Raw genomic sequence first — 20,333 nt, 5'->3', positions numbered from 1 at the left:
AGCGCGGGTTCGCGTGCGCGGGGAGGTGGGTTCGCCTACGACGTCGGCGGGTTCGGCTGCGCGGAGTGCGGGTTCGCGTACGCGGTCGGCGGGCGGCCGAGGAGCTTGCCGAACGCGGCGGTGTACGCGGCGGGGTTGTCGTAACCCAGCAGGGCGGCGACGCGCGTGACGGGGGTGCCCGCGGCGAGGTGCGGCAACGAGTGCAGGATGCAGGCGCGTTGCCGCCACTGCGAGAAGCTCAGGCCGGTGCCGCGGCGGAAGAGGCGGGCCAGCGTGCGTTCGCTGACGTTGAGCCGGGCGCACCAGCGGGCGGGCGGGTCGTGGATGTCCGGCTGCCGCAGGAACGCCTCGCACAGGCCGCGCAGCCGGGGGTCGGCGGGCAGCGGCACGTCCAGGGGCAGCGGGGAGAGGTCCTTCAGCTCGTGCAGGATGAGGGCGACCACGGCCTCGTCCCGGCTGTGCTCGGGGTACCGCGGCTCCATGTCGACGGCCGCGAGCAGGAGCGCCCGCAGCAGGGCGGAGACGTCCACGGCCCGGCAGCGCGCGGGGAACCAGGGCACCGCGGCCGGTTCGATGTAGAGGCTGCGGGTGCTGACGCCCGTCATCTCGACCTGGTGCCTGGTCATCGGCGGGATCAGCACGGCGCGGGCGGTGGGCACCGTCCAGTTGCCGTCCTCGGCCTCGACCCGCATCACGCCGGTCGCCGCGTACAGGACCTGGGCGCGGCGGTGCTCGTGCCAGCCGAGCAGGTGGTCGTGCGGGTAGTCGGTGCCGATCGCCAGCACCGCGCGATCGAGGGTGTCCACCTCCGCGAGCGGGACATTGCGCATGCGCACGAGGCTACGCGGAAGCGCCGGCGCTGTCTGCTGCGCGTAGAAAGATGGCAATCCATCGATTGCCCGCCACCTCGGGTGATCCCTAGCGTCGTATGCGTGCTTCCCTCCCTGACCTCCTTCCTCACCCTGGTCCTCTTCGGCTGCCTGACCGGCGTCACGACGGTGCTCTTCGGCTTCGGCGGCGGGTTCATCACGGTCCCGGTCGTCTACGGCGTCCTGACCGTCACCGCGCGGCCGGGGACGCAGGACGCCATGCACGTCGCCGTGGCGACCTCGGCGGCGGTCATGGTCGTCAACGCCTCGGTCGCGGCGCTCGCGCAGTGGCGGCAGGAGCGGCTGCGCGCCGAGTACGTCTGGCCGCTGGCGGCGTTCATCGCGGTCGGCGCCGCCGCGGGGTCGCTGGCCGCCACGCTGATCGGCGGCACCGCGCTGCGGCTGCTCTTCGCCGGCTACCTCCTGGTGACGGTCGCCGACAGCCTGCTGCGGAAGGGCTTCCTCTCGGTGGCGCCCCGGGGACAGCCGAAGCCGCTGGACCGCGGCACCACCACCTTCGGCGGCATCGGGATCGGGCTGGTGGCCGCGGGCCTGGGGGTGGGCGGCAGCGTCATGACGGTCCCGCTGCTGCGGCGCCGGGGCCTGCCGATGGCCGAGGCGACCGCCATGGCCAACCCGCTCAGCGTGCCCGTCGCCCTGACCGGCACCCTCGTCTACGCGCTCGCGCCCGTGCTCACCTCCACGTCCGGCCCGGCCGCGTCCGCCGGCGCGGGCCGGCTCGGCTACGTCGACCTCGCGGCGGGCGCCGCCCTGCTCGCCGGGTCCCTGCCCACCATCGCGGTGGTGCGGCGGGTCGCCGGCCGCGTCCCGGACCGGGTGCACTCGGCCGCGTACGTGGCGCTGCTGCTGGTCGTCCTGATCGTGATGATGGCGATGGGGATGTGACGCGGAGGATGCACCCGCCCTACCCGCTCTCCACCGCCGCCGGTCCGCGGCGCCAGTCCGGCCGGGCCCAGGTCGAGCCGCGTGACGGCAGTGACGAGGAGGCGAGGCGGGCGGGGCTCAGTAGTCCGCGAGGTCGATCTCGGTGCCCGGGGGGAAGACCTCGACGCCCCAGGTGTGGACCTCGGGGTCGTCGGGTGCGCCGAGGACCGCGAAGCCGAGGGCGTTGAAGGCGATCCCGGCCTCGGACTCGTCGCCGCGCAGGCCGAGCGCGGTCAGGTCCCGGTGCACGTCCTCGTAGGAGGGACCGAGCAACCGGACACCGCGGTAGAGGACTTCGGGGCCCAGCTCGACGGAGATGAAGCGCACCCGCTGCCGGTCGTCGTAGGAGAGGGTCAGACCCCAGAGGTAGAAGTAGTCCTCCGGGCCGTCGGGGCGGCGGAAGACCGCGGGGTCGCCGCCGAGCCGGGCGACGGCGTCCGCCCGGTCCTGCCCGAAGCGGACGACGTCCAGTCCCTCCCGGCCCTGGATCAGGTAGCGCTTCACGCAGGAAGAACGATCACGGCGGCGCGGGCGTTCCGGTACGCCGTGTGAGTTTCCCCGCGCCCCGGGTGCCTTTCGGACGCCGCGAGCGGGGCCGCATACTGCAACGCCGGCCGCACGGGGGCGGCCCGGTGAGCGTGGGGAGAGGGCATATGACAGCGCATATGACGGCGGGGACGATCAGCGCGGCGGCGGCCGGCAGCTGGAAGCTCGGCGACCGGGAGGTCAACCGCCTCGGCTTCGGCGCGATGCGGCTGACGGGCAACGGCATGGCCGGGAACGGCGCCGGCGCCCCGATCGACCGCGACGTGGCGGTCAGGGTGCTGCGCCGCGCGGTCGACCTCGGGGTGAACCACATCGACACGGCGGCGTTCTACTTCTCGCCGCTGCGCTCCGCCAACGAGCTGATCAACCGGGCGCTGGCCCCGTACCCCGACGACCTGGTCATCGTCACCAAGGTCGGGCCCGGGCGCGGTCCTTCGGGCGAGTGGCTGCCGGCGGCCACGCCCGGGGAGCTGCGCGGGCAGGTCGAGGAGAACCTGCGCCAACTCGGCCGCGACCACCTCGACGTGGTGAACCTGCGCCGGATGGGCGAGGAGTCGATCGCCGAACACTTCGGCGCCCTGGCCGAGTTGCGCGACGCGGGCCTCATCCGCCACCTGGGCGTCTCCAGCGTCCGACCCGAGCACCTCGCCGAGGCCCAGGCGATCGCGCCGGTGGTCTGCGTGCAGAACCGGTACGGGCTCGACCACCAACGCGCCGACGACAACGGCCTGTTGGACCGCTGCGGCGAGCAGGGCATCGCGTTCGTGCCGTTCTTCGCGATCTCCGGGGAGCGGCGGGAAGCACCCGCGGCCACGGGTGGCGGCGCGTACGACGACGAACTCCTCGCCGTCGCCCGCGCGCACGGCGCGACCCCCGCGCAGATCCGCCTCGCCTGGACCCTCCACCGCGCCCCGCACGTCCTCGCCATCCCGGGCACCGGCAACCCCGCCCACCTGACCGAGAACGTCGCCGCCGCCGCCCTGCGCCTGTCCCCCACCGACCTGGCCCGCCTGTGAACCCAGGGAGCCGCCTACGGCCCTCGACGCTCAGGGGCGCGTGCGCGTGGGGCACGCGTCGTCCTCTGGAAGTCGGACGACGGCAGGCGCGACACCTCTCGTGCGCGCCCGCCGCGTCACGGCCCGTCAGTCCCTCGGTGCGACGCGGATACGGTTCCCGTCGGGATCGGCTGCGAGGAAGGTCAGCCCGAACCCCGCATCATGAGGCTCCTGCAGGATCGTGACGCCCTTGGACCGCCACTGCTCGAAGATCGCGTTGACCTCGTCGGGCCCACTGTCGACGGCCAGACACACCTCACTGGTACGCGGGACGTCCGCTGACAGGTCCTCGAAACGGCCGGACCACACGGCGAGGTCAGCGCCTGGCCCAAGGTCGAAGGTGATGTATCCCGGAGTCTCGAACGACGGGCTCATGCCGAGGAGGCCCCCGTAGAAACGCGCTGCCGCGGGAGCGTCGTTCACGTAGACGACGGACACGACGGATGTGGTCATGGTTCTTCCTTCTCGCAGGTCGTGGGTACGCATCCGCCAGCCTGACCGGGATATGCGCCGCATCATGTCGCGATTCCTGAAAAACTCGGTGGGTGACCCCGGACCGCTTCTTCTCCCTGATGCTGCTCCTGGCATCGAGGAATGCCGTGACCACACAGGAACTCGCCTCGGCGCTGGGGGTGTCCCTTCGCACCGTCACCCGGGACCTGAACTGGCTCCGCGACGCCGGCCTGCCGGTGACCGCGCAACGGGGCCGCCTCGGAGGCGTGACCATGCTGCCCGGGTCCGGGCTCGACCTCACGCGGCTCACACCCGGCGAGCGTGATCATCTGTCGCTCACCGGGCTGGACGAGAGGCAACGTGCGGAGCTCGACGCATCGGTCGAGAGCCGGCGCGCGCTCTCCAAGATCGCCGCCGCACACCCACGTCGAGTCGATGGGCTCCTGCCGCTCACCGACGTGGTGCACGTGGACAGCCGTCCCTGGCTCCGAACCCGTACTTCCGGCCCGACCCCGGCTTCGCTGATCGGCCCGGTGCGGCGAGGTCGCCGGATACGGATCGAGTACGACAGCCCACGCGAGTCATGCCCCCGCGACCTGGTCGTGGACCCCTACGGGCTGCTCGCCAAGGCCGGCAGATGGTACCTCGTCGCCGACTGCGCCCGAGTGCCACGGATGTACCGACTCGACCGGATCACGACGTGGAAGGAAGTCGACCGGCCACGACAGATCCGCGAGAGCCAGACCCTGGCCACCGTCGCCGCAGCGCTCCTCGATCAGTGGGAACACCAGCACGCGATGGAGGTCAGCGCCACCATCGACCGGACCCAGATCGAGCGAGCGCAACGGATCTTCGGCCGACGACTCGTCCGGGACGACCATGAAGAATCCGCCACCGGCCACAAGGTGACGATCCGCTTCCCGCATCTGGAGGACGTGCGGGCACTACTGCCGTTCGGGAGCGCCATCACCGTGCACGGCCCCACCGAAGCCAGGGCCCACCTTCACGACCTCGCCACTGGTCTTGCCCACCACTACGCGCCCTCACCGACGTCCTGACCCGTCACGACTACCGACCACACCGGCTCGGCGAGCAAGGGCGATGCCGCGTGGCGCCTTCGGGCTTCTCGCGGAGGCCCTGGCTGCGACTCTCAGGCAGGGGCTATCCGACCGGGCGCCCGCGGGCCCCGACGCGGCACCCGTTCCCGGCGCCGCGGGCTGCACTCTCGAGTCGTGCACTTACCGCGACCGGCTGCCGGAGTTCGAGGAGCGCGGCGCCCGCGTGTACGGCGTCAGCACCCAACGTCCGGACCAACTCGCCACGCTCGCCGAACACGCGGGCATCACGTTCCCCCTGCTGTCGGACGCCGACCTGCGGCTGACCGCACTGCGGCTGCCCACCTTCCGTGCGTCCGGACTCGACCGCCTCAAGCGCCTGACCCTGCTGATCGACGCCGAACGCACCGTACGCGGCGTGCTCTGCCCCGTCCCGGACCCGGCCGGCTCGGTCGGCGACGCCCTCGCTCTCCTCGACGAGGTCGCAGCCGCCGGCCGGCGACTTCCCGGCCCCCGTTGAGAGCGCGCAGGTCATGTCCGTGCGTCGCCCGCGGCTCCCCGCGCGCCGCTCGCGTCCGGTGGTCGTGGTGGCACCGGCCCGGGACACGGTCCGGCGGGAAGCGGTCCGTGTCCCGGGCGAAACGCGCCGGTCGACGGGTCGCTCGGCACCGGCGGAGTCATCAGCGGCGGTGGGAGCGCAGTTCGTCGAGGAGGGCGCGCAGTACCGCGAGGCGGTGGGCGGATTCGGAGGGGGCGGCGGGCCTGAGTACCGTGCGGGCGGCGTGCGCGGCGAGCAGCCCCAGGAGGAGTCTGACCGCGGCGCCGCTGACGGCGGCGCCGGCCAGAACCCATGCGGCGGCTCCCATGGCGGGTGTGAGCATCTTCGATCCCCTGTCCGGAACTGACGGCGGACCTCCGGTCTAGCGCGACCGGCGGCGCGGCCGCTTCCCCGCGGTCGCGTGGAGTCGGCCGGCCGGCCCCGAACTCCGCGCACCTGCGCCCCTGGTGGCGGCGCGAGGGAGCGGGCAGCATCCCGGGCATGGACGACATGGACGAGCCGCGGGGCCCTCGGGGGAAGCGGGGCCTGCCCTTCCCGTACGACCAGGACCTGTCCGGGGTGCTGCGCAACCTCAACCGCCGTACCCGCTGGGGGCGTGACCGGCTCGCGAACGACCGGGTCACCGCCGCGCTCCTGGCGGCCGGCATGCGGCTGCTCGTGGCGCACCTCGGCCCGGGCGGCCGCAGCCGCGTCAACAGCGAGCGCCTGCTGCTGGGTTCCCTCTCGCAGCGCAGGGTCGCCGAGGAGTTCGCCGCCGGGCCGCAGCCCTTCACACGGTACGGCAACGGGGTGTCGATGCTGCGCGACCGCTGGAGCCCGCACTCGGACTTCGTCACCGACCTGATCACCTTCGCGGTGTGGCGGGAGAACTACCGGCCGGAGTTCCGGGAGCGGCGGGTCGCCCACATCAGACGGCTGGTGCACGGACCGGACTTCGTACGGGCCGTGCACGACATCGCCTACCAGCACACCGCCGAGGGGGTCCGGCTGCCCTCCGTCCGGCTCGGCCTGGCGCTCATGACGGCCGCCGAGGGGGACGAGGAGGTGACGCGGATCATCTCCACCGTGTACGAGGACTACCTCGGCTCGTGGAAGAAGCTGTACGAGACGGTGCTCCGCGAGCGGCACTTACGGCTGCGCAGGGGGCTCACCCTCGACGACCTGGCGAACGCGCTGTCCGCGGCGACCGACGGGATGACGCTCAGGGCCATCGGCGACCCCGCCTCCGGTGTCGTCGACCACGACCGCCGCGGTTCCCTGATGGGCACGGTCGCGCTGGCGGTGATCCACGCGTTCCTGGAGCCGGACGACGACGCCGACGGCCTCACCCTGGAGCAGTCCGTGGCGGCGCGGTTCGGCCGACGCCCGCACTGAGCACGGCAGAACTGCGGAACCGGCACATGGGTGGGGCCCGCGTCCTCGGGGGGAGTAAGGACGCGGGCCCCGGTGGGGCGGGCGCGTGAGGACGCCCGCCGGTGAGAGGAACGATCAGCAGGCGCCGAGGTCGCTCCAGACGCCCCATTCGCCGGTGGTGCCTGGCTCCTCGTTGGTGGTCCACCACTTGGCCTGCCAGTTGTGGCCGTTCCAGGAGACCTGGTCGCCGCCGGTGTAGACCGCGCTGGAACTCCAGGACGCGAGCGTGCAACTGCCGCCGCTGCCACCGGTGGTGCCGCTCGACGTGCCCGTCGAGGTGCCGGTGGACGTGCCGGTGGACGTACCGGTCGAGGTACCCGTCGAGGTGCCGGTCGACGTGCCGCCGTCCGTCGTCCCCGCCGTGGTGCCGGAGGAGGTGCCGGAGGAGGTGCCGCCGTCGGTGCTACCCGACGAGGTGCCCGACGAGGTGCCCGTGGAGGTGCCCCCGCTGGTGGTACCCGTGCCGGAGCAGTCCGAGGCCGACCCGTTGGTCGCGGTGACGATCTTGTTGAAGAGCGTCGCCGAGGCGTCCAGGTCGAGCAGCGAGTACATCATCGACCCGCCGAGCCCGTTGCAGTGCGCGTAGTTCGCCTTGGCCGTGATCGACTGGTCGCTGAGCCCGGTCCAGAAGGTGGACCCGTTGTAGAAGTAGGCCGACTGCGACTGCGCGTCGTAGTAGGTGTCGGCCGGGTTGTCGACGACCCCGGTCAGCTCCTTGTAGTACGCGATCCCGGCGGTCGCGCTGATCCCGCGCGCCGCGGAGGGGCCGCTCGCGGGCTGGTAGAGCCCGTGGTTGCTGCCCGCCGCCACGCCGTCCCAGCCGCGGTAGTAGAGCGGATAGCCCATGGTGACCTTGCTCGCCGGCATGCCGCCCGGGATGCCGTAGGCCGGGTCGCCCTGGGTCCACGCCTTGATCGCGTTGTCGGTGCTGTACTTCTCGTTGCCCGGCGGGATCACCGCGGAGGGGTCGCTCGACGACTGGTAGAGCGGGTCCTGCTCGTTGGTCGGGCCGGTGGCCTCGAACCCGCCGTGCATGTCGTACGTCATGACGTTCGCGTAGTCGAGGTACTGCCCGATCTTGTCGGTCTCGATGTTCGCGATCTTGTCCTGGCCGGACGGCAGGGCCGCGGTGAGCAGCAGGTGCTTGCCGCCGTTGGCCGAGCCGTACGCGTCCAGTTCGGTGCGGAACTCGGCGAGCAGCTTGGTGTAGTTGGCCTTGTCGTCGGCGCTGTAGTGGTTGCCGACGTGGCCGCCCGGCGAGCCGGGGTACTCCCAGTCGATGTCGAAGCCGTCGAAGATGCCGGCCGCGCTGCCGTCGCCGCCGTAGCCGCCCTGCTCGGGCAGGTTGCCCTTGATGAACATGTTGATGCAGGAGCTGACCAGCTTCTTGCGGCTGGCGTCGGTCGCCGCGGCGTCGGAGAAGTACTTGGAGTACGTCCAACCGCCCAGCGAGACCAGGATCTTGAGGTTCGGGTACTTCGCCTTCAGCTCCTTGAGCTGGTTGAAGTTGCCCACGATCGGCTGGTTGTAGACGTCGGCGGTGCCGTTGACGCTGATGTCCGAGCCGAACGACTTCTGGTAGTCGGCGAAGGCGTCGCCCGCGCCGTCACCGGCGTTCGGGTCCTGCTCGTTGGTGGAGTCCGACGCCTTGGTCGCCTCGAAGCAGGTGAGGTTGGTCGGGTCGATGTTCTCGAACGAGTAGTTGAGGACGTCGAGCTTGCCGGCCAGGCCCTCGGTGTCGAGGTTCTTGGGGTAGAAGGCGTTGCCGTAGACGCTCCACTGGTCGTAGTAGGCGATCTTGGCCCCGCCGCTGCTCGCGGCGGCGGCCGCGGGCTTTGCGGCGGCCGCGGGCTTCGCGGCCGTGGTGGCGGAGTCCGCCTGCGCGGTGCCGAGGCCGCCGACCAGGGCGGTGAACAAGCCCAGTCCGACGGCGGCGCTCGTGGCGGCGGCCACGAACACTCTCTTCCTTGACCTTGACTGCACAAGGACCTCCGGGGGGAGAAGGAGGAACAACAGGGGGCGACGAGCATGGTTAACCCTTGGTCAAGTGCACGTCAATGGTCTGAACCAGACTTGGACTAGACCAATCTGGTGGCGACGGGGTGCGGCGGCCCGCTCGGCACCCCGGGCGCGGCCGCCCGTGGGCCGCGATGACAAGCGCCTTTAAGTCGTGCTTAAGCCGGCGCCGTCGCCCACCCGCGGCGCCGGACCACCGACCCGCCGGTAGCCGGCCTTTAACCGGCGCGGACGCGGCGCGGACACGGCGCGGACACGCGAAGGAGCCGCCGCCGGCCTCTCGACCGACGACGGCTCGTCCGTTCCGCTCGTCCGTTCAGTTCGTCTGTTCCGCTCGCCCGTTCCGCCCGTGCGCCCAAGCGGGGCGGGCGGGTCGGCGCGCGCTCAGGAGGTCGCGGCGACGTCCTTCGGGAAGTCGTACGCGTCCGCGATCAGTTCGTACGAACGCAGCCGGGCGGACGGCGTGTGCGCGTTGGCGGTGATCACCAGCTCGTCGGCGCCGGTGCGCTCCACCAGCTCGTCGAGCCCGGTGCGGACCGCCGCCGGGTCGCCGTAGATCACGTTGCCCAGCCAGGAGTCGACGAAGTCCCGCTCGATCGCGCTGAACTGGTACGCCGCCGCCTCGTCGGGGGTCGGCACCAGAGCGGGGCGGCCGGTGCGCAGCCGCAGCATGCTCAGCGCGCCGGTGAGCACCTGCCGGCGGGCCGCCTCCGGGTCCTCGGCGGCCAGCGCGGCCACGCCGATCGAGGCGTAGGGGCGGTCCAGGACGGCGGAGGGGCGGAACGACTCGCGGTACAGCGCCAGCGCGGGCAGCGTGTTGACGGCGGAGAAGTGGTGCGCGAAGGAGAACGGCAGCCCGAGCGCTCCGGCCAGCTGCGCGCTGAAGCCGGAGGACCCCAGCAGCCACACGCTCGGCCGGGCCGGGGACTGCACCCCGCCGGGCGAACTGCCCTGCACCGGGCCGGGGATGGCGTGGATACGCGCGTAGCGGTGGCCGTCGGGGAACTCGTCGTCCAGGAACCGGGTCAGCTCGGCGAGCTGGCGCGGGAAGTCGTCGGCGCCCTCGTGCAGGGTCTCGGTGCGGCGCAGCGCGGCGGCGGTGGCGCCGTCGGTGCCGGGGGCGCGGCCCAGGCCCAGGTCGATCCGGCCGGGCGCGAGCGCCTCCAGGGTGCCGAACTGCTCGGCGATCACCAAGGGCGCGTGATTGGGCAGCATGACCCCGCCCGAGCCGAGCCGCAGGGTGCCGGTGTGGGCGGCGAGGTGGGCGAGGATCACCGCGGGCGAGGAGCTGGCCACGCCGGGCATCGAGTGGTGCTCGGCGACCCACATCCGGTGGTATCCACGGGTCTCGGCGACCCGGGCGATCTCCACGCTGGTGCGCAGCGCGTCGGTGGCGGTGAAGCCGCTGCCGACGGTGGCCAGATCCAGTACGGACAGGGGCACCGGTGCGCTTCCGCGGACCGTCCCCCGGATGCCGTGTCCCGGGTCGGGCAGGCTTGCGTCGGCCACGGTGGGCGCCTCCTTGGTCGTCGATCGTGGTGCCCTCGGACGGGTCCGGCCCGCCGGGGCGAGGTGCTGTGCGGGCGCAGCGCGTCCGTTGGGTGCAACCGGAGCGCGCGACCGCCTTATTCCCACCCCCACGTGCTTCCGGCACACCCCGCCGGAACAGCAATTGCAGATCACCCCGAAGAGGGCAATGACCATGTCATATGCCAGCGTGCCCTCTTCCTGCATATACGGCTGTGAGCGGTCGGAACAACCTTCAACCGACTCTCAACCACCTCTGCCGGAAAGCCTATTGGCGCTATCGTGGAGTATCGGTCCTACCGCGGGTCAGGCCTTGACACTGACCCACGACCAGCGGTGGGGCCAGGCACGCAGACGGTCTTACCTTGCAGGGGGTCACCGTGGCGCTGGAGCACCGACAGGTTGGACCGGGGGTGTACGCGGTCCAGTACGCACTGCGCGTGCTGGAGTCCGTGAACACGCATCGCGACGGCGTCAGCGCCGAACAGCTCGCCCGCGAGATCGGCGTGCCGCTGAGCTACCTCAGCCAGTTGCTCTCCATGCTGCGTCGCGAACGCTACCTCGGATTCCTGCCGGGCGGCGGCTACGTGGTCGGCGAGTCCCTGGTCCTGCTCGGCGCCGCCAACCGCGACATGGCGCTCGCCGAGAAGCTCAAGGAGATCCTGATCAAGCTGCGCGACGAGGTCGACGCCGCCGTCTACTTCAGCCGGTACGACGACGGCGAGGTGCGGATCATCGACTTCGCCGACGGCCCGAAGGCGCCGAAGGTCAACGAGTGGGTCGACTTCCGCTCCGCCGCACACGCCAGCGCGGTCGGCAAGTGCCTGCTCGCCCAGCTCGACCACAACGGCCGCCGCGAGCACCTGTCCCGGCACCGTCCGGCCCGGCTCACCTCCCGCACCGTGATCGACGACCGGGTGCTGCTCACCAAGCTGGAGCGGCAGCCCGCCAGCGTCCCCACCCTCGACCTGCAGGAGTACGCGGTCGGCACCGTCTGCGCGGCCATCCCGGTCACCATCGGCAACACCGTCGCCTGCCTCGCGCTGTCCATGCCGTACACCCAGGCGCACCGGCTGCGCCCGGCCGTGGACACCCTGCACGAGCGGGCCGCTCCGGTGCTGCTGAGCATGAGCATCTGATTTTCTTCGCGGCCCCGCCATGCGGTACGATCTCCATGTCAGCAGGCGCCGCTAGCTCAGTTGGTTAGAGCAGCTGACTCTTAATCAGCGGGTCCGGGGTTCGAGTCCCTGGCGGCGCACCTGAGGTGAGGCCCCTCGCGCGAGCGGGGGGCCTTTTCCATGGCCTTTTCCATGCCCGCGCGGCCCTCAGCTCCAGTGCGCCGGCCGGTCCAGCGCCGGCCCGATACGGGTACGGGCGTCGCCGCGCGCCGCGTTCACCTGGGACCGGGTGAGGAAGAGCGCCCCGGTCAGGTCCGCGCCGCGCAGGTCCGCGTCCCGCAGGTCCGCGCCGATCAGGTCGGCCAGCCGCAGGTCCGCCCCGCGCAGGTCGGCCGCGATCAGGCAGGCACCGCGGAAATCGGTGCCCCGCAGGTCCGCGCCGCGCAGCCGGGCGCCGACGAGGTCCGCGCCGCGCCGGTCGGCGCGGCGGCGGCCGGGCGCCTGCGCCCTGACCAGCTCGCTCCCCCGCAGCAGCAGCGGGTTGACCGCGGCGCGCTCGGCGTCGAGGTCGAGCGCGGCCAGCCGGTCCGGGTCGAGGCCGGTCAGCGCCCGTACCCGGGCCAGTTCACGGTCGGCGGCCGGGTGCAGCGCGGCGGCGGCCGGCCGGGCGCGGACCTCGGTGAGGTAGGCGAGCAGTTCGTGCAGCTGGCGCATCCGGGGCAGCGCGTCGAACATCGCCCGGCCGCCGTCGGGGGCACCGCGCCAGTCCCGGCCGCCGAAGGTGACCTGGGACACCTGCTGGCCGGCGCCGAAGCAGTCGTAGACCGTGCAGCCGCGGTAGCCGTCGGCCCGCAACCGGGTGTGGATGCCGCAGCGGTGGCCGTCGGTGAGGTTGCCGCACGGCTCGCCGGAGCGCTTGTCGGCCGCGAAGTCCGCGGAGCGGGTGAAGGCGAGGGCCACGCAGCACAGGCCGAAGCAGTTCCCGCAGTCCGCCCGCAGCTGCGGCAACTGTCCCGACCGGGCATCCCCTGCGCTCACCGCGCTCCTTCCGTACGGCCGTTCCGCGGGCGGGGTCCGGCCCCGCCCGCGGTCCATGGTGCCGTACGGCGCCGGGTCAGTTCGCGGCGGACCGGCTCGCGGCGGGCGCGGCCGGGAAGACCGCGGGCTTGGCCGCGGTGTAGAGCCAGGTGGTGAAGAAGGCGCTCAGGTCCTTGCCGGACAGGTGCTCGGCGAGCGACTCGAACTCGGCGATGGTGCCGTTGCCGTAGCGGTGCTGGGTCGGCCACGCCTTGAGCAGCTTCAGGAACGCGGTGTCGCCGATGGTGTCGCGCAGCGCCTGGATCGCGACCGCGCCGCGGTCGTAGACGGCGTCGTCGAACTGGTTCGCGGCGCCCGGGTCGCCGGGCTTGACGGTCCAGAACGCGTCGTCGGCCGGGTGGGCGTCGTAGACCTGCTGGGCGAGTTCCTGCGGGGTGCCGGTGTGCTCGTGTTCGGCCCACAGCCACTCGGCGTAGCCGGCGAAGCCCTCGTTGAGCCAGATGTCGGACCAGCGCTCCAGCGAGACGCTGTCGCCGTACCACTGGTGGGCCAGCTCGTGCGCGACCACCGAGGTGTCCGGGCCCTTGGTGAAGAACTTCGGGCTGTAGAAGACCCGGGTCTGCGTCTCCAGCGCGAAGCCGGCGGTGACGTCGGGGACGTAGCCGCCGGCCGAGTCGAACGGGTACGGCCCGAAGTAGCCGCTGAGGAAGTCGACGATCTCACCGGTGCGCTCGACGCTGGCCTTGGCGTTGGCGGCGGTGGCCGGGTCCAGGTCGGGGCTGTAGGCGTTGACCACGGGCACGCCGGTGCCGGTGCGGGAGTGGGTGATGTCGAAGTGCCCGACCGCGAGGGTGGCGAGGTAGGTGGCCTGCGGCTTGTCCTCCACCCAGTGGAAGCCGGTCCAGCCGCCGCTGGTGTGCTGCGAGACCAGCACGCCGTTGCTGATCGCCTGGTCGCCCTTGGGCACCCGGACGTTCACGTCGTAGGTGGCCTTGTCGGCCGGGTGGTCGTTGCTGGGGAACCACCACCACGCGGATTCCGGCTCGTTGGCCGCGACCCCGCCGTCCGGGGTGCGCATCCAGGAGGTGAAGCCGTAGCGCTGGACCTTCGAGGGCACCCCCGAGTAGGTGACGGCGACGGTGAGGCGGTGGCCCTTGGCGATGGTCCGGTCCGGGGTGACCACCAACTCCTGCTCGCCGCTGGAGGCGAAGCGGGCCGGCCGGCCGTTGACGGTGACCTTGCTGACGTCCAGCGCGAAGTCCAGGTCGAAGCTGGTCAGCCCCTGGGTGGCGGTCGCGGTGACGACGGTGGTGCCGGAGAGCGTGTCGGTGGTGGGCTGGTAACTGAGGTCGAGCGCGTAATGCGAGACGTCGTAGCCGCCGTTGCCGTACGTCGGGTAGTACGGGTCGCCGATGCCCGGGGCGCCCGGGCCGGCGCTCGCCGCGGATGCCGGGATCGCCAGCAGTCCGAAGGCGGTGGCGACGGCGGTGGACGCGATCAGTCGGAAACGCACAGGGGTTCCTCCAGCGCGGGGTCAGGACGTACCCGGCCACGGTGGCAGGTACATGCAGACCCTAGGAAGAGACCGGCGCCTCTGCCACCCCTGTTCCCCCTGCCGTCGCACAACTTTCACCCGGCGCAACACTGCGCGCAATTCCCTGCCGCCGGGATGTTTGCGGGCCGGGTCGGCCGGGGTAGCGCTCGCCATCAGGTTGCACGCACAGGTGAAGCTGGGAACGTTGGAACTGTTCGGAGCGTTCCTGGTCATGGCGGTGCCGGTCCCGACCGGCGGTTGTTCCGTGGCGTGGGAGGCGCGCGGCTGACGCGGCCGGGAAGGCCAGATAGGTACACCATGTGAAGAACGCCTGGGTTCGAGCCGTACAGCGGCTGGAGAGCGACTACCTCTCCCGCATGGGCCTGTCCCTGCCGCTGGCGGCGCTCGCCATCGTGGTCATCGCCGACCTGCTCGCCGGCCAGGACCACTTTCTGACCCCCGGCATCGTGGCGGCGCCCCCGCTCGCCGCGATCACCGTCAGCTGGCAGCGCACGCTGTTCATCAGCCTGCTCGGTGTCGCCGTCCAGGGCGCCCTGTCGCCGTACGACGGCGTGACCGACATCCCGAACCACGACGTCCTGTTCGGCCAGCTCTTCGCGTACTGCCTGGTCAGCCTCTTCAGCATCTACATCGCCTGGCGCCGGGAGACCGGCGCGAAGGCGTTCACGGCGATCACCTCCGTCGCCGAGGCCGCCCAACACGCCCTGATGCACCCGCCCGCGCCCCGCGTCGGCACGCTCCGGCTCGCGGTGCGGTACGTCTCCGCGGCCGATGCCGCCCAGATCGGCGGCGACCTCTACGCCGTCCTGGACACCCCGCACGGCGTGCGCGCGCTCATCGGCGACGTCCGCGGCAAGGGGCTGGCCGCCGTGCAGACCTCGGCGGTGGTGCTCGGCGCGTTCCGCGAGGCGGCGTACGACGAGGGCGGGCTCGACACGGTCGCCGCGCGGGTCGACACGAGTGTGGCCCGGCACGTGGACACCGGGGACTTCATCACCGCGCTCTTCGCGCAGTTCGACAAGCCGGACAGCGTCGAGTTGCTGCACTACGGCCATGTGGCGCCGCTGCGGGTCTCGCGCGACGGCTCCGTGGAGACGCTGGAGCCGGTCGATCCCTGGGTGCCGCTGGGGCTCGCGGACATGGTCTCGACGTCGTCGCCCACGCGGGTGTCCGCGCCCGGGTCCGGGCCTTCCGACGCCTCGGCCCGCGCCGCGCGGGGCCCCGCGCCCTGGCGGGTGCCGCTGCTGCCCGGGGACATCCTCGTGCTGTGCACCGACGGTGTGATCGAGGCGCGCAGCCCCCGCGACAACTCCTTCTACCCGCTTTCGGAGCGGGTCGGCCCCCTCGTCGCCGGCTGCGGCCACGACCTCGACGGCGCCGTCGAGCGCGTCTACGCGGATCTGTTGCAGCACGCCGGCGGTTCCCTCGCCGACGACGTCGTCCTCCTGCTCCTCTCCCCCATCCCCCGCCCCCTCCCCACCCACCCCCCGGACCCGCCCCTCATCTAGGGCCCGCCGCCCCGCTCAGCCCACCACCAACGGGTGGTCCCTCCACCGGCGGAAGGCACCACCCCAGGGGGGTCAGGGCCCCCTGCGGGTCACCCGCTCCAGGGCGAGGAGGACCGACTCGTACGGCTCACCCGTGGCGTGCTCCATGGCCAGTTCGCACATCCGGTTCGCCGAGAGGTGGGCGTCGAAGGCGCGGGCGGCGACCTCTTCCGCCTCGGGGCGGGTCGCTGCGGCGGTGAGCGATTCGTGGAGCATGCCCCGGTCCCCGGCGAAGCCGCAGCACCCCGCGTCGTCGGGGACGACGACGTCCTGCGCGCAGGCCCGGGCGACAGCCTCAAGCGCGCTCCCGCCGTCGCCGGTGTCGGCGGCGTCACCGAGGTGGACCGCCGCGCAGGTGGGGTGCAGGACCACGGAGCCGATCGGCCGGGTGACCGAAAGCTTGGGCAGGAGCTGGCCGGCCGCCCAGGCCACCGCGTCGACGACGGTCAGCTCCCCGTGCAGTTCGCGGTTGGCGTCGGTGAGGTAGGGCACGACCTCGCGGGAGAGCCCGAGCGCGCAGGACTGGGCGTCCACGACCACGGGCAGCCGCCCGCCGCCGGTCCACGCCCAGGCGTGCTCCACGACCCGGTTCGCCATGACCGCGTTGCCCGCGTCGTACCCCTTGGAGTGCCAGATGGTGGCGCAGCAGGCGCGGGTCGCGTCGGGCGGAATCCACAGCGGCTGCCCGGCCCGCTCGGCGAGGGTGACCAGCGCCTGCACCACCCAGCCGCGGCCGCTGCCGCGCGGCGGGCCGAAGATCCGGTTGACGCACGAGGGGAAGTAGACCGCGGCGGCGCCCTGCCGCTGCGTTCGCGGCAGGTGCGGCGCGGCCCCCGGGGTCTCCGGCAGCCATTCGGGGACGAGTTCGGGCCGCAGCGCCCGGCGGGCGAGCCCGCTCGCGGAGGTGAGCGGGCGGTCGCCGGCCCGGTCGCGTACGGCGCCGGCCGCGCCGAGGCCCGCGCGGACGGCCCGTTCCACGGTGGGCCAGTGGGTGGCGAGCGAGGCGGCGGCGCGCTGCTCGGCGCGGGTGTGCCCGGCCCGGCGGAAGTCCCTCATCAGCGCGCCGGTGTCGATGCCGACCGGGCAGGCGGCCGCGCACAGCGAGTCGCCGGCGCAGGTGTCGACGGCGTCGTGGCCGTAGGCGTCGAGGAGTTCGCGGAGCACCGGCGAGCCGGCCGGCTGCCGGAACATCTCGCGGCGCAGCACGATCCGTTGCCGGGGGGTGGTGGTCACGTCCCGGCTGGGGCAGACCGGTTCGCAGAAGCCGCACTCGATGCAGGGGTCGGCGGCGGCCTCGGTGGCGGGCAGCGTCTTGAGGCCGCGCAGGTGGCCGCGCGGGTCCTGGTCGAGGACGACGCGGGGGGCGAGGATGCCGTCGGGGTCCAGGAGCGCCTTGACCCGCCACATCAGGGCGGTGGCGCGCGAGCCCCACTCCAGCTCCAGGAACGGAGCAAGGTTGCGCCCAGTGCCGTGTTCGGCCTTGAGCGATCCGTCGAACCGCTCGGTGACGGTGTGGCAGAAGTCGTCCATGAAGGCGGCGTACCGCTCCACGTCGGCCGGGTCGGCCGCGTCGAAGGCGAGCAGGAAGTGCAGGTTGCCGTGGGCGGCGTGGCCGGCCACCGCCGCGTCGAAGCCGTGCCGCTCCTGGAGCGCCAGCAACTCCGCGCACGCCTCGGCCAGCCGGGCCGGCGGCACCGCGAAGTCCTCGGTGATCAGGGTGGTGCCGGGCGGCCGGCGACCGCCGACCGCGGCCACGAACGCCTTGCGGACCCGCCACAGCCGCCCGATCGTCTCGGGGTCGCGGCTGAAGTCGTTGCCGGCCGAGGGCACCGGCGCGACCAGCCCGAGGTCGTCGCAGACCCGGCGCGCGGCCCGCTCGTACGCGGCCAGCTCGGTCTCGTCGGCGGCCTGGAACTCCACCAGCAGCGCGGCGCACTCCGCCGGCAGCCCCTCCCAGTCGGCCGGCACCCCGGCCACGCCGACGGACGCCCGCAGCACATGGCCGTCCATCAGCTCGACGGCCTCCGCGCCGGCCTGCGCGAAGAGCGGCACCGCGGCCGCGGCGGCGTCGAGCGTGGGGAAGAAGAGCAGCCCGGCGGTGGCCGCGGCCCGGACCGGCAGCGTCTCGTAGACCGCCTCGGCGACGAAGCCGAGGGTGCCCTGCGAGCCGACCATCAGCCCGCGCAGGATCTGCACCGGGGTCTCGGCGTCGAGGAAGGCGTCCAGCCGGTAGCCGCTGGTGTTCTTGATAGCGTGCTTGGCGCGGATACGGGCGGTCAGCCCCGGGTCGCCCTCGATCTCGTCCTTCAGGTCCAGCAGGCCCTGGTGCAGCTCGGGTTCGGCGGCGGCCAGCGCCGCATCGGCCTCGGGGTCGCCGGTGTCCACCACGGTCCCGGAGGGCAGCACCGCGGTGAGCGACACGACCGTGCGGTAGGAGTCGCGGCTGGTGCCGGCGGCCATCCCCGAGGCGTTGTTCGCCAGCACCCCGCCGATCGTGGCGGCGCCCGCGCTGGCCGGGTCGGGCCCCAGCACCCGCCGGTGCCGGGCCAGCGCGGCGTTCACCCGGGCCAGTACGGTCCCGGGCAGCACCCGGGCGCGGGCGCCGTCGGCCTCGACCTCGACCCCGCTGAAGTGGCGCCGCACGTCCACCAGGATGTCCTCGCCCTGCGCCTGCCCGTTCAGGCTGGTGCCGGCCGCCCGGAAGACCAGGTTGCGGCGCTGCCCGCGGGCGTAACCCATCAGCTTGACGACGTCCTGCACGCTGTCGGGGACCACCACGACCTGCGGCACGAAGCGGTACGGGCTCGCGTCGGACGCGTAGCGCACCAGGTCGGAGATGCCGCCGAGCACCTTGCCCGGGCCGATCAGCGCTTCGAGGTCGGTGCGCAGCCCGTGCGGGGTGCCGGCCGCGCGGGCCTCCTCGACCCGGTCCGGCGCCGGACGCACATCCGCGGCGGGCAGGGGCCGCCACCTGTCCCCCCGCGGGTCACGCTTGGGCATCCGGACCTCCGATAAGGGGATCGTCACACCGCTTCGCACACCGTTCCGCCGGCCACTCCGTACGCCGTTCCGTCCGTCGTCCCGCCTGCTGTCCGGTACGGAACCCCGCCGGGCGTTCCGTCCCCGTACGCGCCCACCTCGATGGGCATCCTTGCACCTGTCCGCACCCTAAGCCCCGCTGCCGGGCGCCGCGCGCGAGCCCGTCAGGGAGGCGTAGACCACGACGTTCGCCGAGTACGCCTGCCGGGCGCTGTCGAAGTCGCCGCCACAGGTGATCAGCCGCAGCTCGGGGCGGTCCGCGGCGTCGGAGCCGTAGACCCGGGTCGCGTCGAAGTGGTCCTTCGGGACCACCTCCACCGCCTCCACCGAGAAGTCCGCGACCGAGTGGTCCGCCCGGGTCACCGCGACCAGCGCGCCGGGCTTGACCGTGCTCAGCGGGAAGAAGACCGCCGGGCCGGTCTCGGTGTCCACGTGCCCGACGATCAGCGCCGCGCCGGCCGTCCCCGGGGTCGGGCCGCCGGTGTACCAGCCGGCCACCTTCGGGGTCGAGTACGGCGGCGGGTCGATCGTGCCGTCGGTCAGCCCGCGCCCGACCAGGTCGGCGTGCAGCCCGATCGAGCCGATGTCGAGCCGGACCGGGTCGGACGCGGGCAGCGGGACATGGGCCGCGTACAGGTGCGGCGGGTGGTCGTTCGCCGCCGCGGCCTGCGCGCGGACGGCCCCGGCGGCTGCGGTACCGCCGCCGGAGCCGTGGCCGACCAGCCAGGCCGCCAGCAGGAGCAGTCCGACCGCCAGGGCCGTCCACGTCTTGCTGTCGGGCCTGGCCCGGGTGTCGGCCCGCACCGCTTCCGCGTCCTCCCCTTCGGGCATGCCGGGTCAGCCGCGGGCCGCGCTGCGGCGCCGGTAGAGCGCGAGACCGGCCAGGCCGGCCGCCGCGACACCACCGGTGACCAGCAGCGGAGCGGTGCTGCCACCGGCCGCCGCCGGACCGGCGGCGAGCTGCTCGGCGCCACCGCTGCGGGCGGCGAGCTGCCGGGCCGCGCCGCCACCGCCGGCCGGCACCGGGTTGACCGGGTGGATCGGGTTGACCGGCGTGACGCTGCTGCTGGTGCTGACCGTGATGGACGCGCTGGCGGAGCTGGTGCCGTCCTGGCAGCGCACCGCGATCGCGTACGAGCCCTGCACGGCGTCGGACCTGATGAACGCGTCACCCTCCATGCCCCGGCCGCCGCTGGCCGGGGCCAGGGTCACGGTGTCCACGAACACGTCGGCGCTGGCCGTCGCGCTCTTCCCGGCCTTGCAGGAGGTCGCAAGGTGCAGGGAGACCACGCCGCCGGGGGCGACGGTCCGCGGCGAGACGTCCATGCTGCCCGCGCCGGACGACGAGCTGCTCGACGAGCTCGACGAACTGGACGAGCTGCTGGACGAGGAGCTGCCCGACCCTCCCCCGCCGTCGTCGGCGACGGCCGGCTTCGGCAGTCCGGAGACGCCGCCCACGGCGAGCACGGCGACGGCGCCGGCAGCAGCGATGGCGGGCAGTTTCAGACCAAACATGAGGACCTCCGCTCAGCCGGGAGCGGGGACCCGCGCCCGGTGCTTACGAAGATTCCGCCGCCCGGCGCCGCCCGCACTCCGAG

General features: G+C 73.0%; 17 protein-coding genes, 1 tRNA gene and 1 pseudogene. 8 read left to right on the top strand and 11 right to left on the bottom strand.

All coding sequences use genetic code 11. The annotated features are described in order from the left end of the window. Positions 1-35 precede the first annotated feature (35 nt). On the bottom strand, positions 36-830 hold the full coding sequence (locus OG896_RS25960; protein ID WP_329369169.1) for an AraC family transcriptional regulator: 795 nt from the start codon (positions 828-830) through the stop codon (positions 36-38). A gap of 102 nt (positions 831-932) precedes the next feature. On the opposite strand from OG896_RS25960, the gene OG896_RS25955 reads away from it, so the two are divergent. After that, complete coding sequence (locus OG896_RS25955; protein ID WP_329369167.1) at positions 933-1,775, top strand: sulfite exporter TauE/SafE family protein; 843 nt, start codon at positions 933-935, stop codon at positions 1,773-1,775. A 117-nt stretch (positions 1,776-1,892) separates the two neighbouring features. On the opposite strand, the gene OG896_RS25950 is transcribed toward OG896_RS25955, so the two are convergent. Beyond that, complete coding sequence (locus tag OG896_RS25950) at positions 1,893-2,318, bottom strand: hypothetical protein (protein WP_329369165.1); 426 nt, start codon at positions 2,316-2,318, stop codon at positions 1,893-1,895. 161 nt (positions 2,319-2,479) lie between these two features. On the opposite strand from OG896_RS25950, the gene OG896_RS25945 reads away from it, so the two are divergent. Further along, positions 2,480-3,376: an oxidoreductase gene (locus OG896_RS25945; protein ID WP_329374273.1), complete on the top strand. Its 897-nt coding sequence runs from the start codon at positions 2,480-2,482 to the stop codon at positions 3,374-3,376. Between the two features lie 126 nt (positions 3,377-3,502). Here the strand turns inward: OG896_RS25945 and OG896_RS25940 are convergent, their stop codons facing one another. Continuing rightward, positions 3,503-3,868 (bottom strand): VOC family protein, encoded by a 366-nt coding sequence (locus tag OG896_RS25940; RefSeq protein WP_329369163.1) that lies wholly within the window; start codon positions 3,866-3,868, stop codon positions 3,503-3,505. 92 nt (positions 3,869-3,960) lie between these two features. Between OG896_RS25940 and OG896_RS25935 the strand changes: the two genes are divergently transcribed. Both OG896_RS25935 and OG896_RS25930 read left to right on the top strand, forming a co-directional pair. After that, complete coding sequence (locus OG896_RS25935) at positions 3,961-4,926, top strand: helix-turn-helix transcriptional regulator (RefSeq protein ID WP_329369161.1); 966 nt, start codon at positions 3,961-3,963, stop codon at positions 4,924-4,926. A gap of 127 nt (positions 4,927-5,053) precedes the next feature. Then, positions 5,054-5,443 (top strand): annotated as a pseudogene (locus tag OG896_RS25930) (redoxin domain-containing protein); the annotation flags it as partial. A 160-nt stretch (positions 5,444-5,603) separates the two neighbouring features. Here OG896_RS25930 and OG896_RS25925 read toward each other — a convergent pair. Further along, positions 5,604-5,804 carry a hypothetical protein gene (locus OG896_RS25925; RefSeq protein WP_329369159.1) on the bottom strand — a complete coding sequence of 67 codons (201 nt, stop codon included), beginning with the start codon at positions 5,802-5,804 and terminating at the stop codon, positions 5,604-5,606. Between the two features lie 158 nt (positions 5,805-5,962). Here OG896_RS25925 and OG896_RS25920 point away from each other — a divergent pair, with 158 nt between their 5' ends. Further along, a complete protein-coding gene (locus OG896_RS25920; RefSeq protein WP_329369157.1) occupies positions 5,963-6,856 on the top strand; it encodes a hypothetical protein in 894 nt (297 codons plus the stop codon). Between the two features lie 114 nt (positions 6,857-6,970). On the opposite strand, the gene OG896_RS25915 is transcribed toward OG896_RS25920, so the two are convergent. Together OG896_RS25915 and OG896_RS25910 are read right to left on the bottom strand one after the other, a co-directional pair. Beyond that, positions 6,971-8,848, bottom strand: a complete 1,878-nt coding sequence (locus OG896_RS25915) for a glycosyl hydrolase family 18 protein (protein WP_329369155.1) — start codon at positions 8,846-8,848, stop codon at positions 6,971-6,973. A 447-nt stretch (positions 8,849-9,295) separates the two neighbouring features. Further along, the gene (locus OG896_RS25910; RefSeq protein ID WP_329369153.1) at positions 9,296-10,420 is read right to left on the bottom strand and encodes an LLM class flavin-dependent oxidoreductase; all 1,125 of its coding nucleotides are present in this window, start codon (positions 10,418-10,420) and stop codon (positions 9,296-9,298) included. Between the two features lie 398 nt (positions 10,421-10,818). On the opposite strand from OG896_RS25910, the gene OG896_RS25905 reads away from it, so the two are divergent. Both OG896_RS25905 and OG896_RS25900 read left to right on the top strand, forming a co-directional pair. Next, entirely contained in the window at positions 10,819-11,577 is a 759-nt protein-coding gene (locus tag OG896_RS25905) for an IclR family transcriptional regulator (RefSeq protein WP_328474113.1), read from the top strand. Positions 11,578-11,622: 45 nt separating this feature from the next. Beyond that, positions 11,623-11,696 (top strand) — tRNA-Lys (locus OG896_RS25900). Between the two features lie 67 nt (positions 11,697-11,763). Here the strand turns inward: OG896_RS25900 and OG896_RS25895 are convergent. Further along, positions 11,764-12,651, bottom strand: a complete 888-nt coding sequence (locus OG896_RS25895; protein WP_402443187.1) for a pentapeptide repeat-containing protein — start codon at positions 12,649-12,651, stop codon at positions 11,764-11,766. Positions 12,652-12,670: 19 nt separating this feature from the next. Then, on the bottom strand, positions 12,671-14,107 hold the full coding sequence (locus OG896_RS25890; protein ID WP_329369148.1) for a M1 family metallopeptidase: 1,437 nt from the start codon (positions 14,105-14,107) through the stop codon (positions 12,671-12,673). A 341-nt stretch (positions 14,108-14,448) separates the two neighbouring features. Between OG896_RS25890 and OG896_RS25885 the strand changes: the two genes are divergently transcribed. After that, on the top strand, positions 14,449-15,657 hold the full coding sequence (locus OG896_RS25885; RefSeq protein WP_329369146.1) for a PP2C family protein-serine/threonine phosphatase: 1,209 nt from the start codon (positions 14,449-14,451) through the stop codon (positions 15,655-15,657). 72 nt (positions 15,658-15,729) lie between these two features. On the opposite strand, the gene OG896_RS25880 is transcribed toward OG896_RS25885, so the two are convergent. From OG896_RS25880 to OG896_RS25870, 3 genes are all read right to left on the bottom strand, one after another. Next, the gene (locus OG896_RS25880) at positions 15,730-18,696 is read right to left on the bottom strand and encodes an FAD-binding and (Fe-S)-binding domain-containing protein (RefSeq protein WP_329369144.1); all 2,967 of its coding nucleotides are present in this window, start codon (positions 18,694-18,696) and stop codon (positions 15,730-15,732) included. A 168-nt stretch (positions 18,697-18,864) separates the two neighbouring features. Further along, entirely contained in the window at positions 18,865-19,566 is a 702-nt protein-coding gene (locus tag OG896_RS25875) for a class F sortase (RefSeq protein ID WP_329369143.1), read from the bottom strand. Between the two features lie 6 nt (positions 19,567-19,572). Further along, on the bottom strand, positions 19,573-20,250 hold the full coding sequence (locus OG896_RS25870) for a hypothetical protein (protein WP_329369141.1): 678 nt from the start codon (positions 20,248-20,250) through the stop codon (positions 19,573-19,575). Positions 20,251-20,333: the final 83 nt, after the last annotated feature.

This window comes from Streptomyces sp. NBC_00669, from assembly GCF_036226785.1.
GTDB lineage: Bacteria > Actinomycetota > Actinomycetes > Streptomycetales > Streptomycetaceae > Actinacidiphila.
Note: the sequence above shows the minus strand (reverse complement) of the source record. Positions and strands in the feature narration are given on the sequence as shown.

What these genes read in the sequence shown, in the direction of transcription:
- OG896_RS25940 (WP_329369163.1), bottom strand. Translation starts at nt 3,868, where the DNA reads ATGACCACATCCGTCGTGTCCGTCGTCTACGTGAACGACGCTCCCGCG.
- OG896_RS25875 (WP_329369143.1), bottom strand. Translation starts at nt 19,566, where the DNA reads ATGCCCGAAGGGGAGGACGCGGAAGCGGTGCGGGCCGACACCCGGGCC.
- OG896_RS25920 (WP_329369157.1), top strand. Translation starts at nt 5,963, where the DNA reads ATGGACGACATGGACGAGCCGCGGGGCCCTCGGGGGAAGCGGGGCCTG.
- OG896_RS25895 (WP_402443187.1), bottom strand. Translation starts at nt 12,651, where the DNA reads ATGGACCGCGGGCGGGGCCGGACCCCGCCCGCGGAACGGCCGTACGGA.
- OG896_RS25960 (WP_329369169.1), bottom strand. Translation starts at nt 830, where the DNA reads ATGCGCAATGTCCCGCTCGCGGAGGTGGACACCCTCGATCGCGCGGTG.
- OG896_RS25945 (WP_329374273.1), top strand. Translation starts at nt 2,480, where the DNA reads ATGACGGCGGGGACGATCAGCGCGGCGGCGGCCGGCAGCTGGAAGCTC.
- OG896_RS25870 (WP_329369141.1), bottom strand. Translation starts at nt 20,250, where the DNA reads ATGTTTGGTCTGAAACTGCCCGCCATCGCTGCTGCCGGCGCCGTCGCC.
- OG896_RS25925 (WP_329369159.1), bottom strand. Translation starts at nt 5,804, where the DNA reads ATGCTCACACCCGCCATGGGAGCCGCCGCATGGGTTCTGGCCGGCGCC.
- OG896_RS25880 (WP_329369144.1), bottom strand. Translation starts at nt 18,696, where the DNA reads ATGCCCAAGCGTGACCCGCGGGGGGACAGGTGGCGGCCCCTGCCCGCC.